Raw genomic sequence first — 17705 nt, forward strand, 5'->3', positions numbered from 1 at the left:
TTATATTTGCCCTGAACAAAATTCAGGGTTTTTTTATGATTAATTTTAACGGAAACACAGTACAAGAAGAAAATTTATTAACTCAAAATCGTGCCTTTTTATATGGTGATGGCGTTTTTGAAACCGTAAAAATAATCAACAACAAAATTTTGTTCCTCGAAGATCATTATTTCCGATTAATGGCTTCGATGCGTATCGTAAGAATGGAAATTCCAATGAACTTTACCATGGAATATTTTGAAGAACAGGTTTTAAATCTAGTTCAGGCAAAAGTTATAACGGCATCTGCAAGAGCAAGAATAACTGTTTTTAGAAATGATGGAGGGTTGTATCTGCCAAAAACAAATGAAATCTCATATTTGATTCATGCGACACCTTTAGAAAATACTTCTTACGTTCTAAATACTGATGAATACGAAGTAGATTTATATAAAGATTTCTATGTAGCAAAACAATTATTATCGTCAATTAAAACGACGAATAAAATAATTAACGTTACTGGAAGTATTTTTGCTCGCGAAAACGGTTTGGCAAACTGTCTTTTGATAAACGATTCCAAAAATGTTATCGAAGGATTGCAAGGAAACCTTTTTATGCTTTTAGGTAAAAAACTAATTACTCCACCTGTATCTGAAGGCTGCTTAAATGGGATTATGCGCAAACAGATTTTAGCCTTAGCCAAAAAAGTTGAAGGCATAGAAGTGCTGGAAGAAATAATTTCTCCTTTTGATCTTCAAAAAGCCGATGAATTATTTTTGACGAATGTAATCACGGGAATACAGCCGATAACCAAATATCGAAAAAAAGAATTTACAAGTAATCTGGCTCATTTATTGGTGCAGAAGCTTAATGAATCCATATCTGAAAATTAATTCAGATACGGATTTTCTGGTGCATTTGACCAAATAAGGTAATCTCCGCCAAGTTCAATAATCTGCTCTTTCCAAAAATGAGTAGTCGATTTTCCGATAATTTTATTTTTGTAGCTGTTATCGGCAATGATCCAGGAATTGCCCTGCATTTCATTTTCGAGCTGATTTTCATCCCAACCGGTATAACCTAAGAAAAAACGAATATTGTTCTTATTGATCGATCCGTTGTTAATTAAGTCTTTGGTTGATTCAAAATCACCTCCCCAATAAATTCCGTTAGAGATTTCCACACTATTTGGGATAAGCTCTGGAATATTGTGAATGAAGTACAGGTTATCTTGTTCAACTGGTCCTCCGTTATATATTTTGAAGTTGGCATCAATTTCTGGAATCAAATCATGAATCGTGTATTTCAACGGTTTGTTAATGATAAATCCAATTGATCCTTCTTTGTTATGGTCTGCTAATAAAATTACCGATCTGTTAAAAGATAAATCTCCAATTATCGAAGGCTCGGCAATAAGCAGGTGTCCTTTTTTTAATTTTTCTGAAATCATACGGTTACAATTTTTATTAAATTTAATCATAAAATTTTTAAAATCGCAAAAAAAATCGTTAAACCGCATAAAAAAACCCTCCATAAGGAGGGTTTTAATTATATTATCTTAGTTTAGAGAACTTTCCTACTTAGTTCACTGCACTTTCTAATTCAGCTCCAGCTTTGAATTTTACCACATTTTTAGCAGCAATTTTGATAGTTTTTCCTGTTTGAGGATTTCTACCGTCTCTAGCAGCTCTCGCAGATACTGACCAAGATCCGAAACCTACTAATGAAATTCTTCCACCTTTTTTCAAAGTAGTTCCTACATTTCCTAAAAATGACTCTAAAGCTAATTTTGCCGCAGCTTTTGTGATTCCTGCATCAGCAGCGATAGCATCGATTAATTCTGATTTGTTCATAATAATTAGTTATTAATTGTTGGTTAAAAAAAATTGTTAATACACAAATTTAGTAGGAAATCCGTTGCGTGCAAGTGTTTTCTTTAATTTTAGCAATAATTGTTGATAACTTGCTTTTTTTGTTCATAAAGCATGTTGTTTATCGACCAAAAACAGGTACAAACCCCTGTTTTACTGAGCTTAATACAACTTTGCGTCATCAGAAAAAGTAATGCCATTTAATAATTCTGACACCTGCATTCTCTTCTTTCCTGGTAATTGTAGGCTTAATAACTCGATAAACCCATCTTTTATTGCAATCTTAATCTCTTTTTTACTACTTATTAATTTTCCAATTTCGTAAGAATGCTGGCCAGATACCAGATTGGCTTCGTATATTTTAATATTTAGTTCTTCATTTTTATCCTTTAAAAAACACCATGCGGCAGGATACGGACTTAAACCGCGGATTAAATTATTGATTTCGTTGCCAGATTTTGTCCAATTAATTTTGCAGTTTTCCTTGTTTAATTTGTAAGCTGTTTTAATGTCATCATGATCTTCTTGAATCGTAGTTTTGACATTTCCGTTTTCAATTACTTTTAAAGTGTCGATTACAGTCGTGCTTCCCAAATTCATTAATCGGTCGTGCAGTTGTCCTGCATTTTCCTGCGGTTCAATCGCAATTTCCGAATTTAAAATCATCGCACCCGTATCGATTTTATCGTCGATAAAGAAAGTTGTAACTCCAGTTTTGGTCTCGCCGTTGATAATTGCCCAGTTAATTGGTGCTGCACCACGATAATCAGGAAGAAGTGAAGCGTGAAGGTTGAAAGTTCCCAGACTTGGCATTTCCCAAACTACTTTAGGGAGCATTCTAAAAGCAACTACAATTTGCAGGTTAGCATTCAGGGCTTTTAATTCGGCTAAAAAACTCTCATCTTTTAAATTGGTCGGCTGTAATAAAGGAAGATTATTTGCCAGAGCGTATTCCTTTACGGCAGAATATTTTATTTTTTGTCCGCGTCCTGCAGGTTTATCTGCAGCAGTAATAACGCCCACAACTTCATAATTGTTTTTCAGAATGGTATCCAGAATGCCAACAGCAAACTCTGGAGTTCCCATGAATATAATTCGTAATTTTTCCATTAGGTTTTTAAAGTGTATTTATTATTGGATAAAATAACCACATGATTGTTTTCTAATAATTCCTGAAGAACCGAAAGAACATCTTTAGTATCTAATTTTATCTGATTTTGAATTTCGCGCGAAGTTAAGGCAGTTGCTTTTAATAAATGGAGGATTTTATCAGCAATCGAATCGGCTTCGGTGATTTTTCCTTTCTGGGTAATGCAGTAGGAGCAGACGCCGCAGTTCGAATCGGCTTTTTCTCCAAAATAATCTAAAACCAATCTGTTTTTACAGGTCTTGTCTTCTTTTATATAATAAAGAACAGACGAAAGCTGATCTCTTTTCAGTTTGTTCTGTTTTTCAAGATATTTAGAAACTCGGTTTATGGTCAAGTCATCTTCACGGACTTCATTAAATAAAATAGTCGCGTCATTGTTCTTAGATTTGTATTCGATGATGTCTTTTTCTTTGAGTTTTTCTAGGACTGCTGTGACCTGAGCTTCTGTGTGATTTGATTTTTTTGCGATCAAAGGCAGATTAATAGCCGTTTTCATTTCATGAATTCCTGGATATGTTCTTAAAATCGCCAGAATAATTTCTTCATCATTAGAATTCAAACTCATATATCGAATGACTTCTTTTGATTCGATTAAAAACTGCATCGTTACTTTTTCAGAAAATTCCTGAGACATTGTAATGATTCCCTGCTGGTTCAGAAACTGAAGTGCATTATACGTTTTTAAAGTCGGAAAATCATATTTATTACAAAAATGATTCATTTTAAACGAGTACGATTCGTCTATGCCTTCGCCATAGGCAATCTGAAAATAATTGCAAAGTTTGACGTACATAGTTTTCAGAAATTTTTTATCAGGAAGAACACTTAAAAATTGCTGTTCGGTTTGATTGGCGTCTGAATTATTAAAAAGCAAAATTGAAAAAGATTTTTCTCCATTTCGCCCCGCACGTCCAGATTCCTGATAATAATTTTCTAAGTTTTCAGGTAATTGAGTATGAATAACCGTTTTGACATTGTCTTTGTCAATTCCCATTCCAAATGCATTCGTAGCCACAATAACTTGTGCCTGTTCCGACATCCACAACTGCATGTTTTTGTCTTTTTCCTGAGCCGAAAGTCCGCCGTGATAGTACGTTGCTCTAAAACCCAGCGACTGTAATTGGGTTGACATATTAAGGCAGGATTTTCTATTGCGGACATATATGATAGAAGGCTGTGGGTTTTTCTTCAAAATCTGCTCAACACGGTATAATTTATCTTCGACTTCGAAAACCATGTAAGCAATATTCTTTCTTTCAAAAGACTGCTGAAAAAGTTTGGTGTCTTTTAGTCCGAGTTCTGTTTTAATGTCTTCAACGACTCTTGGAGTTGCTGTCGCAGTTAAAGCTAAAAATGGAATTTTAGGGAAGTATTTTTTTAATTCTGAAATTTTTAAATAAGCCGGTCTGAAATCGTGTCCCCATTGCGAAACGCAGTGCGCCTCATCAATAGCAATTAAATTGATAGGAAGATTTTTGATTCGTTCTAAAATCCAATCCGATTGCAGGCGTTCAGGTGAAAGGTAGAGGAATTTGTAATTCCCGAATTGGCAGTTGTCGAGAAGATTAATAATTTCTTCGGTATGAATTCCTCCAGTAAGAGCGATAGCTTTAATGTCTCTTTTTTGCAGATTTGCTACCTGATCTTTCATCAGCGCAATTAAAGGTGAGATTACAAGGCAGATTCCTTCACGCATCATGGCTGGAACCTGAAAACAAATTGATTTTCCTCCGCCGGTTGGAAGTAGCGCAAAAGTGTCCTGACCTTCTAAAACCGAATCAATAATTTCCTTTTGCAATGGTCGGAAACTTTCGTGTTTCCAGTATTTTAAAAGAATCTCTTGTGCATCCTGCATGGCCAATGTATTAAAGTTAAAAATTTAGAAATCAGTTTCTAGTTTTGCAACTTTAAACCCGGCTGCTAAATTTTGTCTAAGATATAAAGAATTCTGTTTTCAACCGTATCTTTCGGGACTTCAATTAAATCGTAACCGTATTTTTTATAAGTTTCGATTAGATATTTCTGAATTTCCAATGCCTGTTCGAAATTTTCATAACGCTCTTTGTCACTTTGATAAATTTCTTCCCAAGGCGGTAAAATAAAAGTTTTAGAATATTTGTAATCCTCACAAGCTTTTGTGAAATGCTCTGGATATTCATCGCCAATATAATCCATATAAGCGACAACATCTGGGATTCCTCGATCAATAAATACGACATTGTCAGTTTCTTCTTTGGCATTTTTAAACTGCTCAACACGACCTTCAAGCAGCATTTCGCTAAATAATAAAGGCTGTTCCAAGAATAATTGTTCGATACCTCTTTTTTGAGCTTCGAGTGTAACTTCTCTAGAAATTTCTGGGTAGCAGCAATAACCTCGAGCTACTAATTCGTTTATAAGTGTAGATTTTCCTGTACCAGGCCCGCCAAGGAGTACTATGATTTGTTTTTGCACTATTCTAAAAATAAAGCGCAAATTTACCTAAACTTATTTATAATTAAAAAGAATATTTATAAGAAACGAAAGATTTGATATTTTAGTTGGAAGTGCTATCTTCTTTTAAGTCCCTTTAGGGACGACATATTTATAGAAAATATATGTATAAAGCAAAAAAAGCTCCAGCGGAGCGACATATAAATTAACCAAAATATGTCGCTCCGCTGGAGCTTTTTAATGCTGTGAAATTAAATTTGCTACCAATATTCAATCTCTACGAGATATGATTGTAGTTCATTCAGAAGCAACTCGTTTACGAGTTGAATATTGGTAAAAAAATGACGCTACTAAAATATTGTTCCGTAGGAACTATAGCATGATGATTCTAAATATTTATTCACAAAACAAATACTTTCCAGAATCCTTCCCTTTTTTATTAGAAGGAAAAATTAAATGCGATTGAAACTTTTTACCGTTTAAAACATCATTTACAAAATCCAGAACATATTGCTGTCCGTGATGGAAAAGATAGCCAGAGAATTCATGGCCACCTCCGCAGAAAGTAATCAGTTCGACATCTTTATGTAAATCATTCATTTGATTGTAAACGGCATACGAACCGAAAAGAATCAGCCAGCCCGAAGCATTTGTAGGGCACGAACGATGCGAGCCTGCGCTGTATGGAACAGTGTCATCATTATTTCCGTGCGCCAACAACATCGGAATTGCTTTTTCTTTTGTGATTAAATTAATGTCCTGAATCGCTCCTGAACCTCCAATAAGACCTTTGTATCTGAAATTTTCGGGGATATTGCTTTTGTATAAATTCATTAATTTATAATCCCAGAAAGAAGCATGAAAGCCAATTTCGGCGCCAGCGCTGATTCCCGAAATGAATATTTTTGAAGTATCAAGATTGTATTTGTCAGCGTTCTCAATTAGATATCCGGTTGCCTGCCACATATCGCTTACGCCAATTTGAATTGCTTTTATTTTTTCGGTTAAAATTCCTTTACAGCCAAAATCTTTTCCTTTCATGTATAAACTGTATGAAATACTGGCAACGGCATATCCGTTTCTGGCCATGAACAAACCAAACTCTTTTTCGCTTGTGCGTTCTCCACCCGAAAATCCGCCGCCAAAAGCAAACATGATCAACGGAATTTTTTCACCAGCCTTTTTCTTCGGCAGATATAAATCTAAATCTAGCTTTAAAGTGTCGTTTTGGAAGTAAGTTAGGGTTTTGACTTCTTGCGCTTTTGCGGAATTTAATGAAATAATAACGAGAAGTAAAAAAAAGATTTTTTTCATTGTAATGAGGTTTTGATCGCGTCAAGGTTTTCAGCTATGAATTCACGAATTTTATTTTTTTGATTCGCCAAGTTAACTAAAATTCGTGAAATTGAAATTTTAGTCCAAAAAAATAGATGAAAATTCGTGAATTTGTGGCTGAAAAAAGACTCGTTTTTTAGAGTCAAAAAATCTAAAATCTAAAATCATAAATCTGAAATCAAAACCGTATATTTGCGTTTATTTTTAATTACGAATGGAGAACGATAACGAAAAAAATACAGCCGAATTTTACGAAAGATTAAAATTAGAGCTTGATAACGCAAACACCTGGCCAGCAGAATATTTGTATAAATTCATTGTGCCATCTGTTGCCGACAATGTAGAGAGAGTGGAAAAAGCTTTTGACAGAATGGGAGCGGTGATTAAAACAACAAAATCAAAAACCGGTAAATTTACAAGCGTTTCTGTAGATGTTACAATGCACAGCTCAGACGATGTGATTAGCAAATACAAAGAAGTTTCTACTATTGAAGGTATAGTTTCATTATAAACCTATGATCGAAAAATATAAAAGAGAAGCCGCAAGTGACGTTGTTTACAATTTAGAATACAATTCTGAAAGACAACGTTTGATAATTCCTGAATATGGTCGTCATTTACAAAAATTGATCGATCAGGCTACTGTAATTGAAGATGATGAAACGCGCAATAAAGCTGCAAAATACATCATTCAGGTTATGGGAAGCTTAAATCCGCATTTGCGTGACGTTCCAGATTTTCAACATAAATTATGGGATCAGCTTTTTATAATGTCTGATTTTAAATTGAATGTTGAATCTCCATATCCAATTCCGTCAAGAGATGTATTGCAGTTAAAACCAGAGACTTTACAATATCCGCAGAATTTTCCAAAATACAGATTTTATGGTAACAATATCAAATACATGATTGATGTTGCCAATAAATGGGAGGAAGGTGAAATGAAAAATGCATTGGTAATGGTCATTGCCAATCATATGAAAAAATCTTTCCTAAGCTGGAATAAAGACACCGTAAAAGATGATGTGATTTTTGAACACTTATACGAATTGTCTGGAGGAAAAATCAACTTGCTGCACAGTACAGAAGAGCTTTTAAATACGACAGATTTAATGCGTACTAACAAACGTGTGTCAAATAAAACAGCTTCTGGCGGACAAACAAAACCGCAGAATAATAAAAACAATAAAGGCGGCCAAAAAAAGAATTTTCAAAAAAAACAATAATCAAAAGTAAAAAGGAGCTAAGAAGCTAAGGAACTAAGATTTAGCTTAGAACCTTAGAATCTCAGAACCTTAGAACCTAAAAACAATCTATGGGAATTTTTAAAATCGAAGGAGGGACACCTTTAAAAGGAGAAATTACTCCACAAGGAGCAAAAAATGAGGCGTTACAAATTTTATGTGCCGTGCTGCTGACAGGAGAGAAAGTAAAAATTAATAACATTCCTGATATTATAGACATCAATAAATTAATCACTTTATTGGGTAATTTAGGGGTTAAAATTCAACGTAATGAGCCGGGATCAATTACATTTCAGGCAGATGAAGTTAATGTTGGATATTTAGAAACCGAAGCTTTCAAAAAAGAAGGAGGAGCACTTCGCGGTTCTATTATGATTGTTGGACCGCTTTTGGCTCGTTTTGGAAAAGGGTATATCCCAAAACCAGGAGGAGATAAAATTGGACGTCGTAGATTAGATACTCACTTTGAAGGGTTTATTAACCTTGGAGCAAAATTTAGATATAACAGAGAAGATCACTTTTATGGAGTTGAAACTCCTGAGGAAGGTCTTCAAGGAACAGATATGCTTTTAGATGAAGCATCTGTAACTGGAACAGCAAACATTGTAATGGCGGCTGTTTTGGCTAAAGGAAGAACTACCGTTTACAACGCTGCCTGCGAACCATATTTACAACAATTGTGTAAAATGTTAAACTCTATGGGTGCTAAAATTACTGGAGTTGGTTCTAACTTATTGACAATTGAAGGTGTTGAAACTCTTGGAGGATGCGAGCACACGATTCTTCCAGATATGATCGAAATTGGTTCTTGGATTGGTCTTGCGGCTATGACAAAAAGCGAAATTACAATCAAAAATGTTAGCTGGGAGAATTTAGGTTTAATTCCGAACACTTTTAGAAAATTAGGTATTACAATCGAGAAACGTAATGATGATATTTACATTCCAGCTCATAAAGATGGATATGAAGTAAAAACAGATATCGATGGTTCTATCTTAACTATTGCCGATGCGCCTTGGCCAGGATTTACACCTGACTTATTAAGTATTGTTTTGGTTGTGGCAACGCAGGCAAAAGGAGATGTTTTAATTCACCAAAAAATGTTCGAAAGCCGTTTATTCTTCGTGGATAAATTAATCGATATGGGAGCAAAAATTATGTTATGTGACCCGCACAGAGCTGTGGTAATGGGGCATAATTTCGAATCTCAATTAAAAGCAACAACAATGTCTTCTCCTGATATTCGTGCAGGGATTTCATTATTAATTGCCGCGCTTTCTGCAAAAGGAACAAGTACAATCCAAAATATCGAGCAAATCGATCGTGGATACGAGCGTATCGATGAGCGCTTAAGAGCAATTGGCGCTAAAATCGTAAGAGCTTAATTGAAATAGCCACGAATTCACGAATTATTTTTAATAATTTTTGAAAATATAAATTCGTGAATTCGTGGCGAAAAAAAAATTAATGTCCGTTAAATGACAAACGAACAAAAAGCTATAAAAGCTACTATCTTTAGTATAGTTGGAAATACCTGCTTGGCCCTTGTAAAAGGTCTTGCAGGTTTTTTTGGCAATTCATATGCCTTGATTGCAGATGCGATCGAATCAACTACAGATATATTTTCGTCATTTTTGGTTTTATTCGGAATTAAATATTCGAATAAACCGGCAGATGAAAATCATCCTTATGGACACGGACGTGCAGAACCGCTGATTACGTTTTTGGTAGTTGGATTTTTAATTACTTCGGCAACTATTATTGGTTACGAAAGTATTGCGAATATTGGAACTTCACATGAGTTGCCTAAATCTTGGACATTATATGTTTTAGGTGCTATTATTATCTGGAAAGAATATTCGTTCCGATTGGTAATGAAACGAAGCCGACAAACAAACAGTAGTTCTTTAGCTGCTGATGCCTGGCATCATCGCAGCGATGCTATAACTTCGGTAGCCGCATTTATCGGTATTACGGTTGCCTTGGTTATGGGAAAAGGCTATGAATCTGCAGATGACTGGGCAGCGCTTTTTGCGGCATTTTTCATTTTGTATAATAGTTATAAAATTTTCAGACCGGCGCTTGGTGAAATCATGGATGAAAATCTTAATGATGATTTAGTAGAAGAAATTCGTGTTGTTTCTTTGAAAGTTCCGGGAATTCTTGGAACTGAAAAATGTTACATCCGAAAAGCCGGAATGCGTTATCATGTCGATCTTCATGCTATTGTTTCGGCAAAAATTTCTGTAAAAGAAGGGCACGATCTTTCGCATAAACTTCAAGATAAATTAAAAGAAGAAATTCCCCAATTGGGTCATGTTTTGATTCATATTGAACCAGATGATTATCATTGTTAGAGGTTCAAAGGAACAAAGTGACAAAGGTTCTGAGGTGATAAGAAACAAAGTTTTTTTTTCTATTGAAGATCATATTTTTGTCAGGCTTAGCGAAGTCGAAGCACGCACAAAGAGAATCAAAAAAATATCCGCTTAAATCTGTAAAATCTGCGTGAAATCAGACATAAAGATTTAAGCGGATATTTTTTTATAAGGCAGTAATAACTTTGAACCTTTGTGCCTTTGTTACTTTGAACCTCTAATCTAATACATTTAAAATCTTCAATCCAAACACAACGCCATTTTGTTGTACGCCAGCTTGGTAAGAATGCACATAATCAATTCTGAAAAGTTTAAATTTTCCGAAACCTAAATTGTCTAAACCAACTGTAAATTCAGAATAAGGTTTTCTGTCTGGAATAGCCAAAGAATGAAATCCAATATTCATGGTCGATTTTAAAAGGTTCAAAAGCGGAATTTTATTCATGATATAACCCATGTCATTGTGCTCTAAATGCATTTCAAAATAACGGTCATTTGTACTATTAGTATAATAAGGCATTAAATTAAAAACATTCAAATATCGGTCAGTTGTTCCAATATGAGTTTGGTTTCCATTAAAGTGTCGGTAATCTATAAACGAGATATTTTCAGCATTAAAGAATTTACCCGCTTTAAGATTCATTCCTAAAACACCTTTATTGTCTAATTTTAAGTCATACTGAACGGCAGCGCCAATTCTTTCAAATTCATATTTTTTTTCGCTGGCTGCAAATGCTTTTTCAAAAGCCAGAAAGATTGTCGGATATTTTTCGTCTTTAAAATTATACCTTCCGTCAGGTCTTGAAATGTATTTGTTTCCAAAATTAATTCGGGCATTTAAACCAGCCTTTATCAAATGATGAGGATCAAATGCAGGAGTATTGAAATCATTCGGCGCAAGCGGATTATTAGAAGAATAAATGTCGTCTCTTTTAAAGAAAGAATAATCAGTTGTATTAAAAAGCGGTTTTCGCTGTTCATATCCCAATTTTGCATTCAGATTAATTCCGTTTGCGATATCTTGCGTATAACTGATTTGAGTAAATTCAAGGTTGTACAATTTCATATAATTATCTTTAAAAAATAAAGAACTTATAGAATTGACAAATTTTGTAATTGGTTCTGCGCTATTGAATTGAGCTGTTTTTGTTCCGCCCGAAACATAAATTGTTGCGTAGTTGATATTGTTAAAGCGATGACTGAATTCGCCAATAACACGCAAACGCTCATCTGAAAAACCATAATTAAATGTGGTGCTTAAAGATGTTGTTTTTCCGTTTTCTTCATTCCATTTTTTAAAAGAAAAACCAGAATCCAAATTAAAACCCTGAACGGTATTAAAACTCAAAGAGGTCAGATTTAATAATCCGTCGTATTTAAAAGAGTATTTTTTAAAAGTGTTCTTGTAATCATAACCTCGAAGAATGTCCCAAACTTTAAATTTATTGTTTTTAGCATCAATTGAATCTGTATATTTTTTAGATTTTCGAATGATCTGCAGACTATCTTTTTTAGTATAATCTGTACTTTCTTCAAGTGTTAAAGGTATCGGACGGATTTCATTCCAGAAAGCGTTGTCTTTTTTATTGGCATTTAAATCAAAAGCTACGATTTCGTTTCCAAATGTTTTTTTAGAAAATGAATCTGGAAATTCATAATTCGAATACACATAATTAAACTGCCCTGAAAATTTTACACCAAAACCTCCAGCATTAAAAGAAAGTGTCTGTGCATTTTTTGACCAGATTTTGTTTTCGGCATTATAACTGAAGCTTTGTTTTAGGTTCATTACTTCAGTAAATTCATTTTTCACTCGATACCCTTTGATATCTACATCCAAGGCATAAATAGCAAAACTGTCATCGACTATATAAATATAACCTTCAACAACAGGTTCCTTGTCGCGTTTTGGAATAACTTTAATTTTATAAATCTGATGTTTATTATCATCATAAAAACTTCCTTCGAGTTTGTATTTGTAGTAATTAAAAGCATTGCTGGCAATTGGAGAAATTAGATTTACATCAAATTCTAACGTGTTATCGTAAAAATCATAAGTTGATAATGCAGCTGTATTATAGCTGAAGCCATTATTGTTTCCTGATATTTTAGAAGCAATAATTGTTTCTTTTAGTTTATCGGGTTTCTGGAATGAAATTTTTGAAAGGGTTTCGGATAAATATAAAATTCCAGTTCCGGTAGAATCTAAATTGGAAGATAAATCAGGACCGAGATCGATTTTCTGGCCGAGGATTTTTTTAGGTAAATCTTTTACTTTCAAAATTCCTTTTGAATAGAAATCTGCTGTAAACCGCGATGTTTTCTCAGAATTTTCTTTTCTGTTGGCAATGGCACTTTTAATAATGGCATTTGCAGGATTATTTTTGGGATCAATAACAACTTCATTTAATGAAAAGCTTTCTTCCTGCATTTTTATATCCAAAGTCAAGTTTTTTGAATCTGGAGAAACTGTTATTTTTTGAGTTTTGAATCCAAGATATTGAAAAACGATTTTATTCTTTCCTATTTCTTTTACCTGTAATTGATACTGACCTTGTTCATTTGAAGTAGTTCCTCTATAAGTTCCTTCTTCAAAAACAGAAACAAATGGCAGTGGATTTCCTTTCTCATCAGTAATTGTGCCTTTGATTTGAGCAGAACTGAAAACTGAAAAAAGTAATAGGGCAGATAAAATAATGTTTTTCATGTAAGTGGTTTCTCTTACAAAAATAAAACAACTCGAAAATGAGCTTATTAATAATTTGTTAAATAACGCTTATAGGAAAGACTGAATTGCAAGTTCGTAGCTTTTTAATCCGAAACCTAAAATAACGCCTTTTGCATTTCCTGATAAATAAGATTGATGTCTGAAACTTTCGCGTGCGTATGTATTCGAAATATGCACTTCAATAACTGGAGTGGTTACGGCTTTTATAGCATCGCCCAAACCTATAGAAGTGTGTGTGTAAGCACCTGCATTTAAAATAATTCCGTCAAACGTAAAACCGCATTCCTGAACTTTTCCAATCAATTCGCCTTCGATATTACTTTGATAGTAAGAAAGTTCGATGTTTGGGAATTTCTCTTTTAAAATTTCAAAGTAATCTTCAAAAGTCTGGCTTCCATAAACTTCAGGTTCACGTTTTCCTAAAAGATTCAAATTTGGCCCGTTGATAATGCAGATTTTCATGAGTAATTAAGTTTTTAAATTAAGCTGATGTGAATGCATTTTACAATAATCATTTCACAATTAAGTGTAAAAATAAAAAAACCGCTCCAAATAAATAGAGCGGTTTTTGTAAAAGTATGTGATATATTTTAGAACATGTATCCAGCTGAAAGTTGGAATACAGAGTTTTTAAAATCAGCTTCTTTTGAAACTTCAGTCAAACCTATTCCGTAACGAGCTTGAACAAAAAGACCTCCAACAACTTTTAATCCTAGACCTGCATTAAGCGAGAAATCAAATGTTTTTGGATCTGCAGCATCAAATTCTTTTTTATTGCTTACAAGAAATGAGGCTTGTGGACCAAGTTCTAAGCTAAGAGATTTTGTCATGTAGATTTTTGCCATAACAGGAATTGCAATGTATCCTAACTCGTTTTTAAAATCCTGTACAGCACTTTTGTATTCTGCACCTTGTGTAGTGTACAAAAGCTCTGGCTGAATAGAGAATTTTTCTAATAACTTAAGTTCTGCGACTAAACCACCGTGGTAGCTAGTGATACCTTTTTTATCAACAGAGATTCCGTCGAAGCTGGAACCGCCTGTTTGGTTAGCAAAGTTAACCCCGGCTTTTACCCCGATTTGTACAAACTGTGCTTGGATTGTAGCTGTTGTTGCAATGAACAGTACAGCTGCTAAAAGTATTTTTTTCATACAAAAATGTTTTTTAGTGTTTGGTATTAATTATTCTATGATTCAAAACTACATTTTTTAGAATTTATTGTTTTATATAAGACATAATAAAATTATTAAAATTCTCACTTTTTCATGTCTTACAGGGCTTCAGAAGCATGGTTGCTTGTTAAATATTTGAAAATCAACGCTTTTATTGTAGTGCAATTCTGTCTTATTTTAATATTTTCTGCACTTATTGGGGCTGTTTTCTTGTAAGTATAAAACTACTTTTGGCATCGTAATTAAAAATAAAATCATGAAAAAAATTTTTTTAACTGCTATTGCAGTATTTGGTTTTGCATTTGCTAATGCACAAACAACTGGGTTTTCAAAAGGAGATGCATTTATTTCTGGTGCTTTAAATGTACATTCAACAAAAGAGGGAGATGCTAAAGCTAATGGTTTTATAATTGAACCAAGAGTAGGTTACTTTGTGTCTGAAAATATTGCAATTGGAGCAAAATTAGGTTTTGGAACCACAAAAATTGGTGAAGACAAAACCAATAATTTTACAGCTGGGGCATTTGGTAGATACTATTTCACTCCTGCATCTCAGTTCTCTGTGTATGGTCAGGCTGGTATTGATTTTACTACCTTGAAAGAAAAACCAAGCGATTTTAAATCAAACGAGTTTGGAGCGAATGTTGGTTTAGGTTTAAGCTATTTCTTATCAAACCATTTTGCAATCGAAGCTACTTGGCTTGGTTTAGGATATAGTGTTAACAACAACGGAGGTCATGGTGCTGATAAAACTAACAGTTTTAACTTTGGAACTGATTTAAGAGCCGTAACTTTTGGAGTTGTTTACAAATTCTAGGGTTAAAAAAAATTTAGTTAATTAGAAAGGCTCTTTTCGTTTGAAAAGGGCTTTTTTATTTTCTTTTTACATTCATTATCGATCACATTAAGCTTCTTATTACTACTTTTTTTGTTAAATAAAAATAATTTTTTATGAAGAATATTTTTATATTTGATTACTGAATATCAAAATTTAACCCAAAAAAAGAAATGACATGAAGAAAATTATTTTATTAGCAATTGCTATTTTGGCATTTGGTTTTGCAAACGCACAACAAACAAGATTTGGAGTAAAAGGTGGTCTTAACATCACAAGTTTTAGTGGAGATAATGATTCTGAAGCTTTAGTTGGTTTTCAACTAGGAGGTTTTGCTGAAATTAAAATTATAGAGAGATTGGCTATTCAACCTGAACTTTTGTTCTCTACACAAGGAGCAAAATTTAACAGAATTGGAAATAATAATGACATTGATCTTAAAATGAATTACATAAATATTCCAGTATTGGCAAAGTTTTATGTAACTAAAAAATTTACTGTTGAAGCAGGTCCACAGTTAGGATTTCTTGTTTCTGCAAAAAGTGACGGTACCGATGTTAAAGATGCTTACAAATCTGTAGATCTTGGTTTTAATTTTGGTGCTGGATTTAATATTACTGATAATTTTTCTGTTGGGGCAAGATATACAGTAGGTTTGTCAAATGTTGGCGATTATGATACAGATGATGTGGACCAATATTTAGATAGTCCAAAGAATAGCGTATTTGCCATCTATGCAGCTTATAAATTCTAATTTCAATATTTTTAAAATAATTTAAACCTTCCAAATTTGGAAGGTTTTTTTAGTGCCTTTTGTATATTTAGTAAGTTTTTTCTTATATTTGTTTAATAATTTAAAATTAAATAAAATGAAAAAAAATTTTTTTACTGCAATCACAGTTATCATGTTTGGATTTGTTAATGCGCAAGATGTGAAATTTGGTATAAAGGGAGGATTAAATATTTCTAATTTTTCTGGAGATACAGATGGGATAGAGACAAAATCTAGATATGGTTTTAATCTGGGGGGATTTGTAGAAATTAAATTTTCAGAAAAAATTGCATTACAGCCTGAGATATTATATTCTACTCAAGGTGTGAAATTCGAAAATGTGGGAACAGATGTTAACGGTACTTTCCGCACGGGAGATATTAATTTTAATTTAGCTTATATTAATATACCTGTAATGTTTAAATATTATCCAGCAGAAAGGTTTTCGGTGGAGGCTGGACCACAAATTGGATTTTTAACTTCTGCAAAAACTAAAACGAGACTAGACGGCTTTAATAGGACAGTTACACAAGATGCTAAATACCTTTTTGAGTCAATTGATTTCGGATTAAATATAGGAGCAGGATATTATTTTACCGAAAATTTGGCTGTTGGAGCTAGGTATAACATCGGTTTAGCTAATATTGTAAAAACTGAAGTAGGAGATGATTCAAAGCTTCATAATAAAGTTTTTTCATTGTCAGTGGCTTATAAATTCTAATTTCGAAATTTTAGAGTAATTTAAAACCTTCCTGCTTTAGGGAGGTTTTTTTATACTCAAAAATGTTTTACTTTGTAAATATGAAATGGAATAATTATATAAAAGACTATCAGTCGTATCTGCGAATTGAACGCGGCTTGTCTAAAAATACAATCGATAATTATAGTTTTGATATCGAAAGATTATGTCTTTTTTTAGAAACCAATCAAATTGATGTTTCGCCAGTAAAAATTACCGATGAAACCATTCAGCAGTTTATATATTCTGTTTCCAAAGAAGTAAATCCACGTTCGCAGGCTCGAATCATTTCGGGATTAAAAAGCTTTTTTAATTATCTGATTTTTGAAGATTATCGAAACGACAGTCCTTTAGAATTAATTGAAAGTCCAAAAACCGGACGAAAACTTCCTGATACATTATCTGTTAAAGATATTGATGCTTTAATTGATGCTATTGATTTAAGCAGTAACGAAGGCGAACGGAACAGAGCAATGCTCGAAACGTTGTATGGATGCGGTCTTCGAGTTTCGGAATTGGTTGCTCTTAAAATTTCTGATTTGTTTTTTGATGAAGGTTTTATGAAAATTACTGGAAAAGGTAATAAAGAACGTTTCGTTCCAATTGGGAAATTGACACAAAAATATATTGAGATTTATCAAAACCAAGTCAGAGTTCATCTTAATATTAAAAAAGGCTGTGAAGATACTTTGTTCTTAAACCGAAGAGGAAATCAGCTTACACGTGCGATGATTTTTACCATCATAAAAGATCTGGCAGTTAAAATTAACCTTAAAAAAAGCATAAGTCCGCATACTTTGCGGCATTCATTTGCAACACATTTGCTGGAAAATGGCGCAGATTTAAGATCGATCCAATTAATGCTAGGACATGAATCTATCACAACCACAGAAATATACGTGCATTTAGATAGAAGTTTTCTAAAAGAAGTGATGCATTCGTATCATCCGAGGAAATAATTTTCTTACTAAACGGGCAGTTTTTAGATCAAAATTTAATATCTTGTATTGGATTTTTAAAGTAGTAAGGAAATTAAAAACAAAAATTAATCATGTTTTTTCATGGCTTC

At 33.3% G+C, this 17705-nt stretch carries 18 protein-coding genes; 9 read left to right on the forward strand and 9 right to left on the reverse strand.

Annotation, left to right across the window (positions count from 1 at the left end; translation table 11 throughout):
* Positions 1 to 35 precede the first annotated feature (35 nt).
* Positions 36 to 872 carry an aminotransferase class IV gene (locus tag J0383_RS15280; RefSeq protein WP_207294869.1) on the forward strand — a complete coding sequence of 279 codons (837 nt, stop codon included), beginning with the start codon at positions 36 to 38 and terminating at the stop codon, positions 870 to 872.
* On the opposite strand, the gene J0383_RS15285 is transcribed toward J0383_RS15280, so the two are convergent.
* The 6 genes from J0383_RS15285 to J0383_RS15310 form a co-directional block, all read right to left on the reverse strand.
* Positions 869 to 1429, reverse strand: coding sequence for a YqgE/AlgH family protein (locus J0383_RS15285; RefSeq protein WP_207294870.1), 561 nt, complete (start codon positions 1427 to 1429; stop codon positions 869 to 871). The genes J0383_RS15280 and J0383_RS15285 overlap by 4 nt on opposite strands.
* Before the next feature lie 130 nt (positions 1430 to 1559).
* Complete coding sequence (locus tag J0383_RS15290) at positions 1560 to 1832, reverse strand: HU family DNA-binding protein (protein WP_071635005.1); 273 nt, start codon at positions 1830 to 1832, stop codon at positions 1560 to 1562.
* Positions 1833 to 2012: 180 nt separating this feature from the next.
* Positions 2013 to 2960, reverse strand: coding sequence for a methionyl-tRNA formyltransferase (gene fmt, locus J0383_RS15295; RefSeq protein WP_207294871.1), 948 nt, complete (start codon positions 2958 to 2960; stop codon positions 2013 to 2015).
* Positions 2960 to 4855, reverse strand: a complete 1896-nt coding sequence (locus J0383_RS15300; protein ID WP_207294872.1) for a RecQ family ATP-dependent DNA helicase — start codon at positions 4853 to 4855, stop codon at positions 2960 to 2962. Before J0383_RS15300 ends, fmt begins: the two co-directional genes overlap by 1 nt.
* A 65-nt stretch (positions 4856 to 4920) precedes the next feature.
* Positions 4921 to 5454: an AAA family ATPase gene (locus J0383_RS15305; protein WP_207294873.1), complete on the reverse strand. Its 534-nt coding sequence runs from the start codon at positions 5452 to 5454 to the stop codon at positions 4921 to 4923.
* A gap of 375 nt (positions 5455 to 5829) precedes the next feature.
* Positions 5830 to 6747 (reverse strand): alpha/beta hydrolase family protein, encoded by a 918-nt coding sequence (locus tag J0383_RS15310; RefSeq protein WP_207294874.1) that lies wholly within the window; start codon positions 6745 to 6747, stop codon positions 5830 to 5832.
* Between the two features lie 235 nt (positions 6748 to 6982).
* Here J0383_RS15310 and J0383_RS15315 point away from each other — a divergent pair, with 235 nt between their 5' ends.
* From J0383_RS15315 to J0383_RS15330, 4 genes are all read left to right on the forward strand, one after another.
* The gene (locus J0383_RS15315) at positions 6983 to 7279 is read left to right on the forward strand and encodes a DUF493 family protein (RefSeq protein ID WP_207294875.1); all 297 of its coding nucleotides are present in this window, start codon (positions 6983 to 6985) and stop codon (positions 7277 to 7279) included.
* Positions 7280 to 7283: 4 nt separating this feature from the next.
* On the forward strand, positions 7284 to 7994 hold the full coding sequence (locus J0383_RS15320; RefSeq protein WP_207294876.1) for a DUF4290 domain-containing protein: 711 nt from the start codon (positions 7284 to 7286) through the stop codon (positions 7992 to 7994).
* A gap of 89 nt (positions 7995 to 8083) precedes the next feature.
* Positions 8084 to 9397, forward strand: coding sequence for a UDP-N-acetylglucosamine 1-carboxyvinyltransferase (gene murA / locus J0383_RS15325; RefSeq protein ID WP_207294877.1), 1314 nt, complete (start codon positions 8084 to 8086; stop codon positions 9395 to 9397).
* A 93-nt stretch (positions 9398 to 9490) separates the two neighbouring features.
* Positions 9491 to 10369, forward strand: a complete 879-nt coding sequence (locus J0383_RS15330) for a cation diffusion facilitator family transporter (RefSeq protein WP_207294878.1) — start codon at positions 9491 to 9493, stop codon at positions 10367 to 10369.
* A 238-nt stretch (positions 10370 to 10607) separates the two neighbouring features.
* Here J0383_RS15330 and J0383_RS15335 read toward each other — a convergent pair whose 3' ends face one another.
* The 3 genes from J0383_RS15335 to J0383_RS15345 all read right to left on the reverse strand — a co-directional run bounded on the left by J0383_RS15335 (position 10608) and on the right by J0383_RS15345 (position 14269).
* Positions 10608 to 13097 carry a DUF5686 and carboxypeptidase regulatory-like domain-containing protein gene (locus J0383_RS15335; RefSeq protein WP_207294879.1) on the reverse strand — a complete coding sequence of 830 codons (2490 nt, stop codon included), beginning with the start codon at positions 13095 to 13097 and terminating at the stop codon, positions 10608 to 10610.
* 69 nt (positions 13098 to 13166) lie between these two features.
* Complete coding sequence (gene aroQ, locus J0383_RS15340) at positions 13167 to 13580, reverse strand: type II 3-dehydroquinate dehydratase (RefSeq protein ID WP_207294880.1); 414 nt, start codon at positions 13578 to 13580, stop codon at positions 13167 to 13169.
* Between the two features lie 128 nt (positions 13581 to 13708).
* On the reverse strand, positions 13709 to 14269 hold the full coding sequence (locus J0383_RS15345; RefSeq protein ID WP_207294881.1) for a porin family protein: 561 nt from the start codon (positions 14267 to 14269) through the stop codon (positions 13709 to 13711).
* A gap of 277 nt (positions 14270 to 14546) precedes the next feature.
* Between J0383_RS15345 and J0383_RS15350 the strand changes: the two genes are divergently transcribed.
* The 4 genes from J0383_RS15350 to xerD all read left to right on the forward strand — a co-directional run bounded on the left by J0383_RS15350 (position 14547) and on the right by xerD (position 17595).
* Entirely contained in the window at positions 14547 to 15107 is a 561-nt protein-coding gene (locus J0383_RS15350; protein WP_207294882.1) for an outer membrane beta-barrel protein, read from the forward strand.
* A 196-nt stretch (positions 15108 to 15303) separates the two neighbouring features.
* Positions 15304 to 15879 (forward strand): porin family protein, encoded by a 576-nt coding sequence (locus J0383_RS15355; protein WP_207294883.1) that lies wholly within the window; start codon positions 15304 to 15306, stop codon positions 15877 to 15879.
* 115 nt (positions 15880 to 15994) lie between these two features.
* Positions 15995 to 16618, forward strand: a complete 624-nt coding sequence (locus J0383_RS15360) for a porin family protein (RefSeq protein WP_207294884.1) — start codon at positions 15995 to 15997, stop codon at positions 16616 to 16618.
* Positions 16619 to 16698: 80 nt separating this feature from the next.
* A complete protein-coding gene (xerD, locus tag J0383_RS15365) occupies positions 16699 to 17595 on the forward strand; it encodes a site-specific tyrosine recombinase XerD (protein WP_207298708.1) in 897 nt (298 codons plus the stop codon).
* Positions 17596 to 17705 lie beyond the last annotated feature (110 nt).

The organism is Flavobacterium endoglycinae (genome assembly GCF_017352115.1).
Taxonomy (GTDB): Bacteria; Bacteroidota; Bacteroidia; order Flavobacteriales; family Flavobacteriaceae; genus Flavobacterium; species Flavobacterium endoglycinae.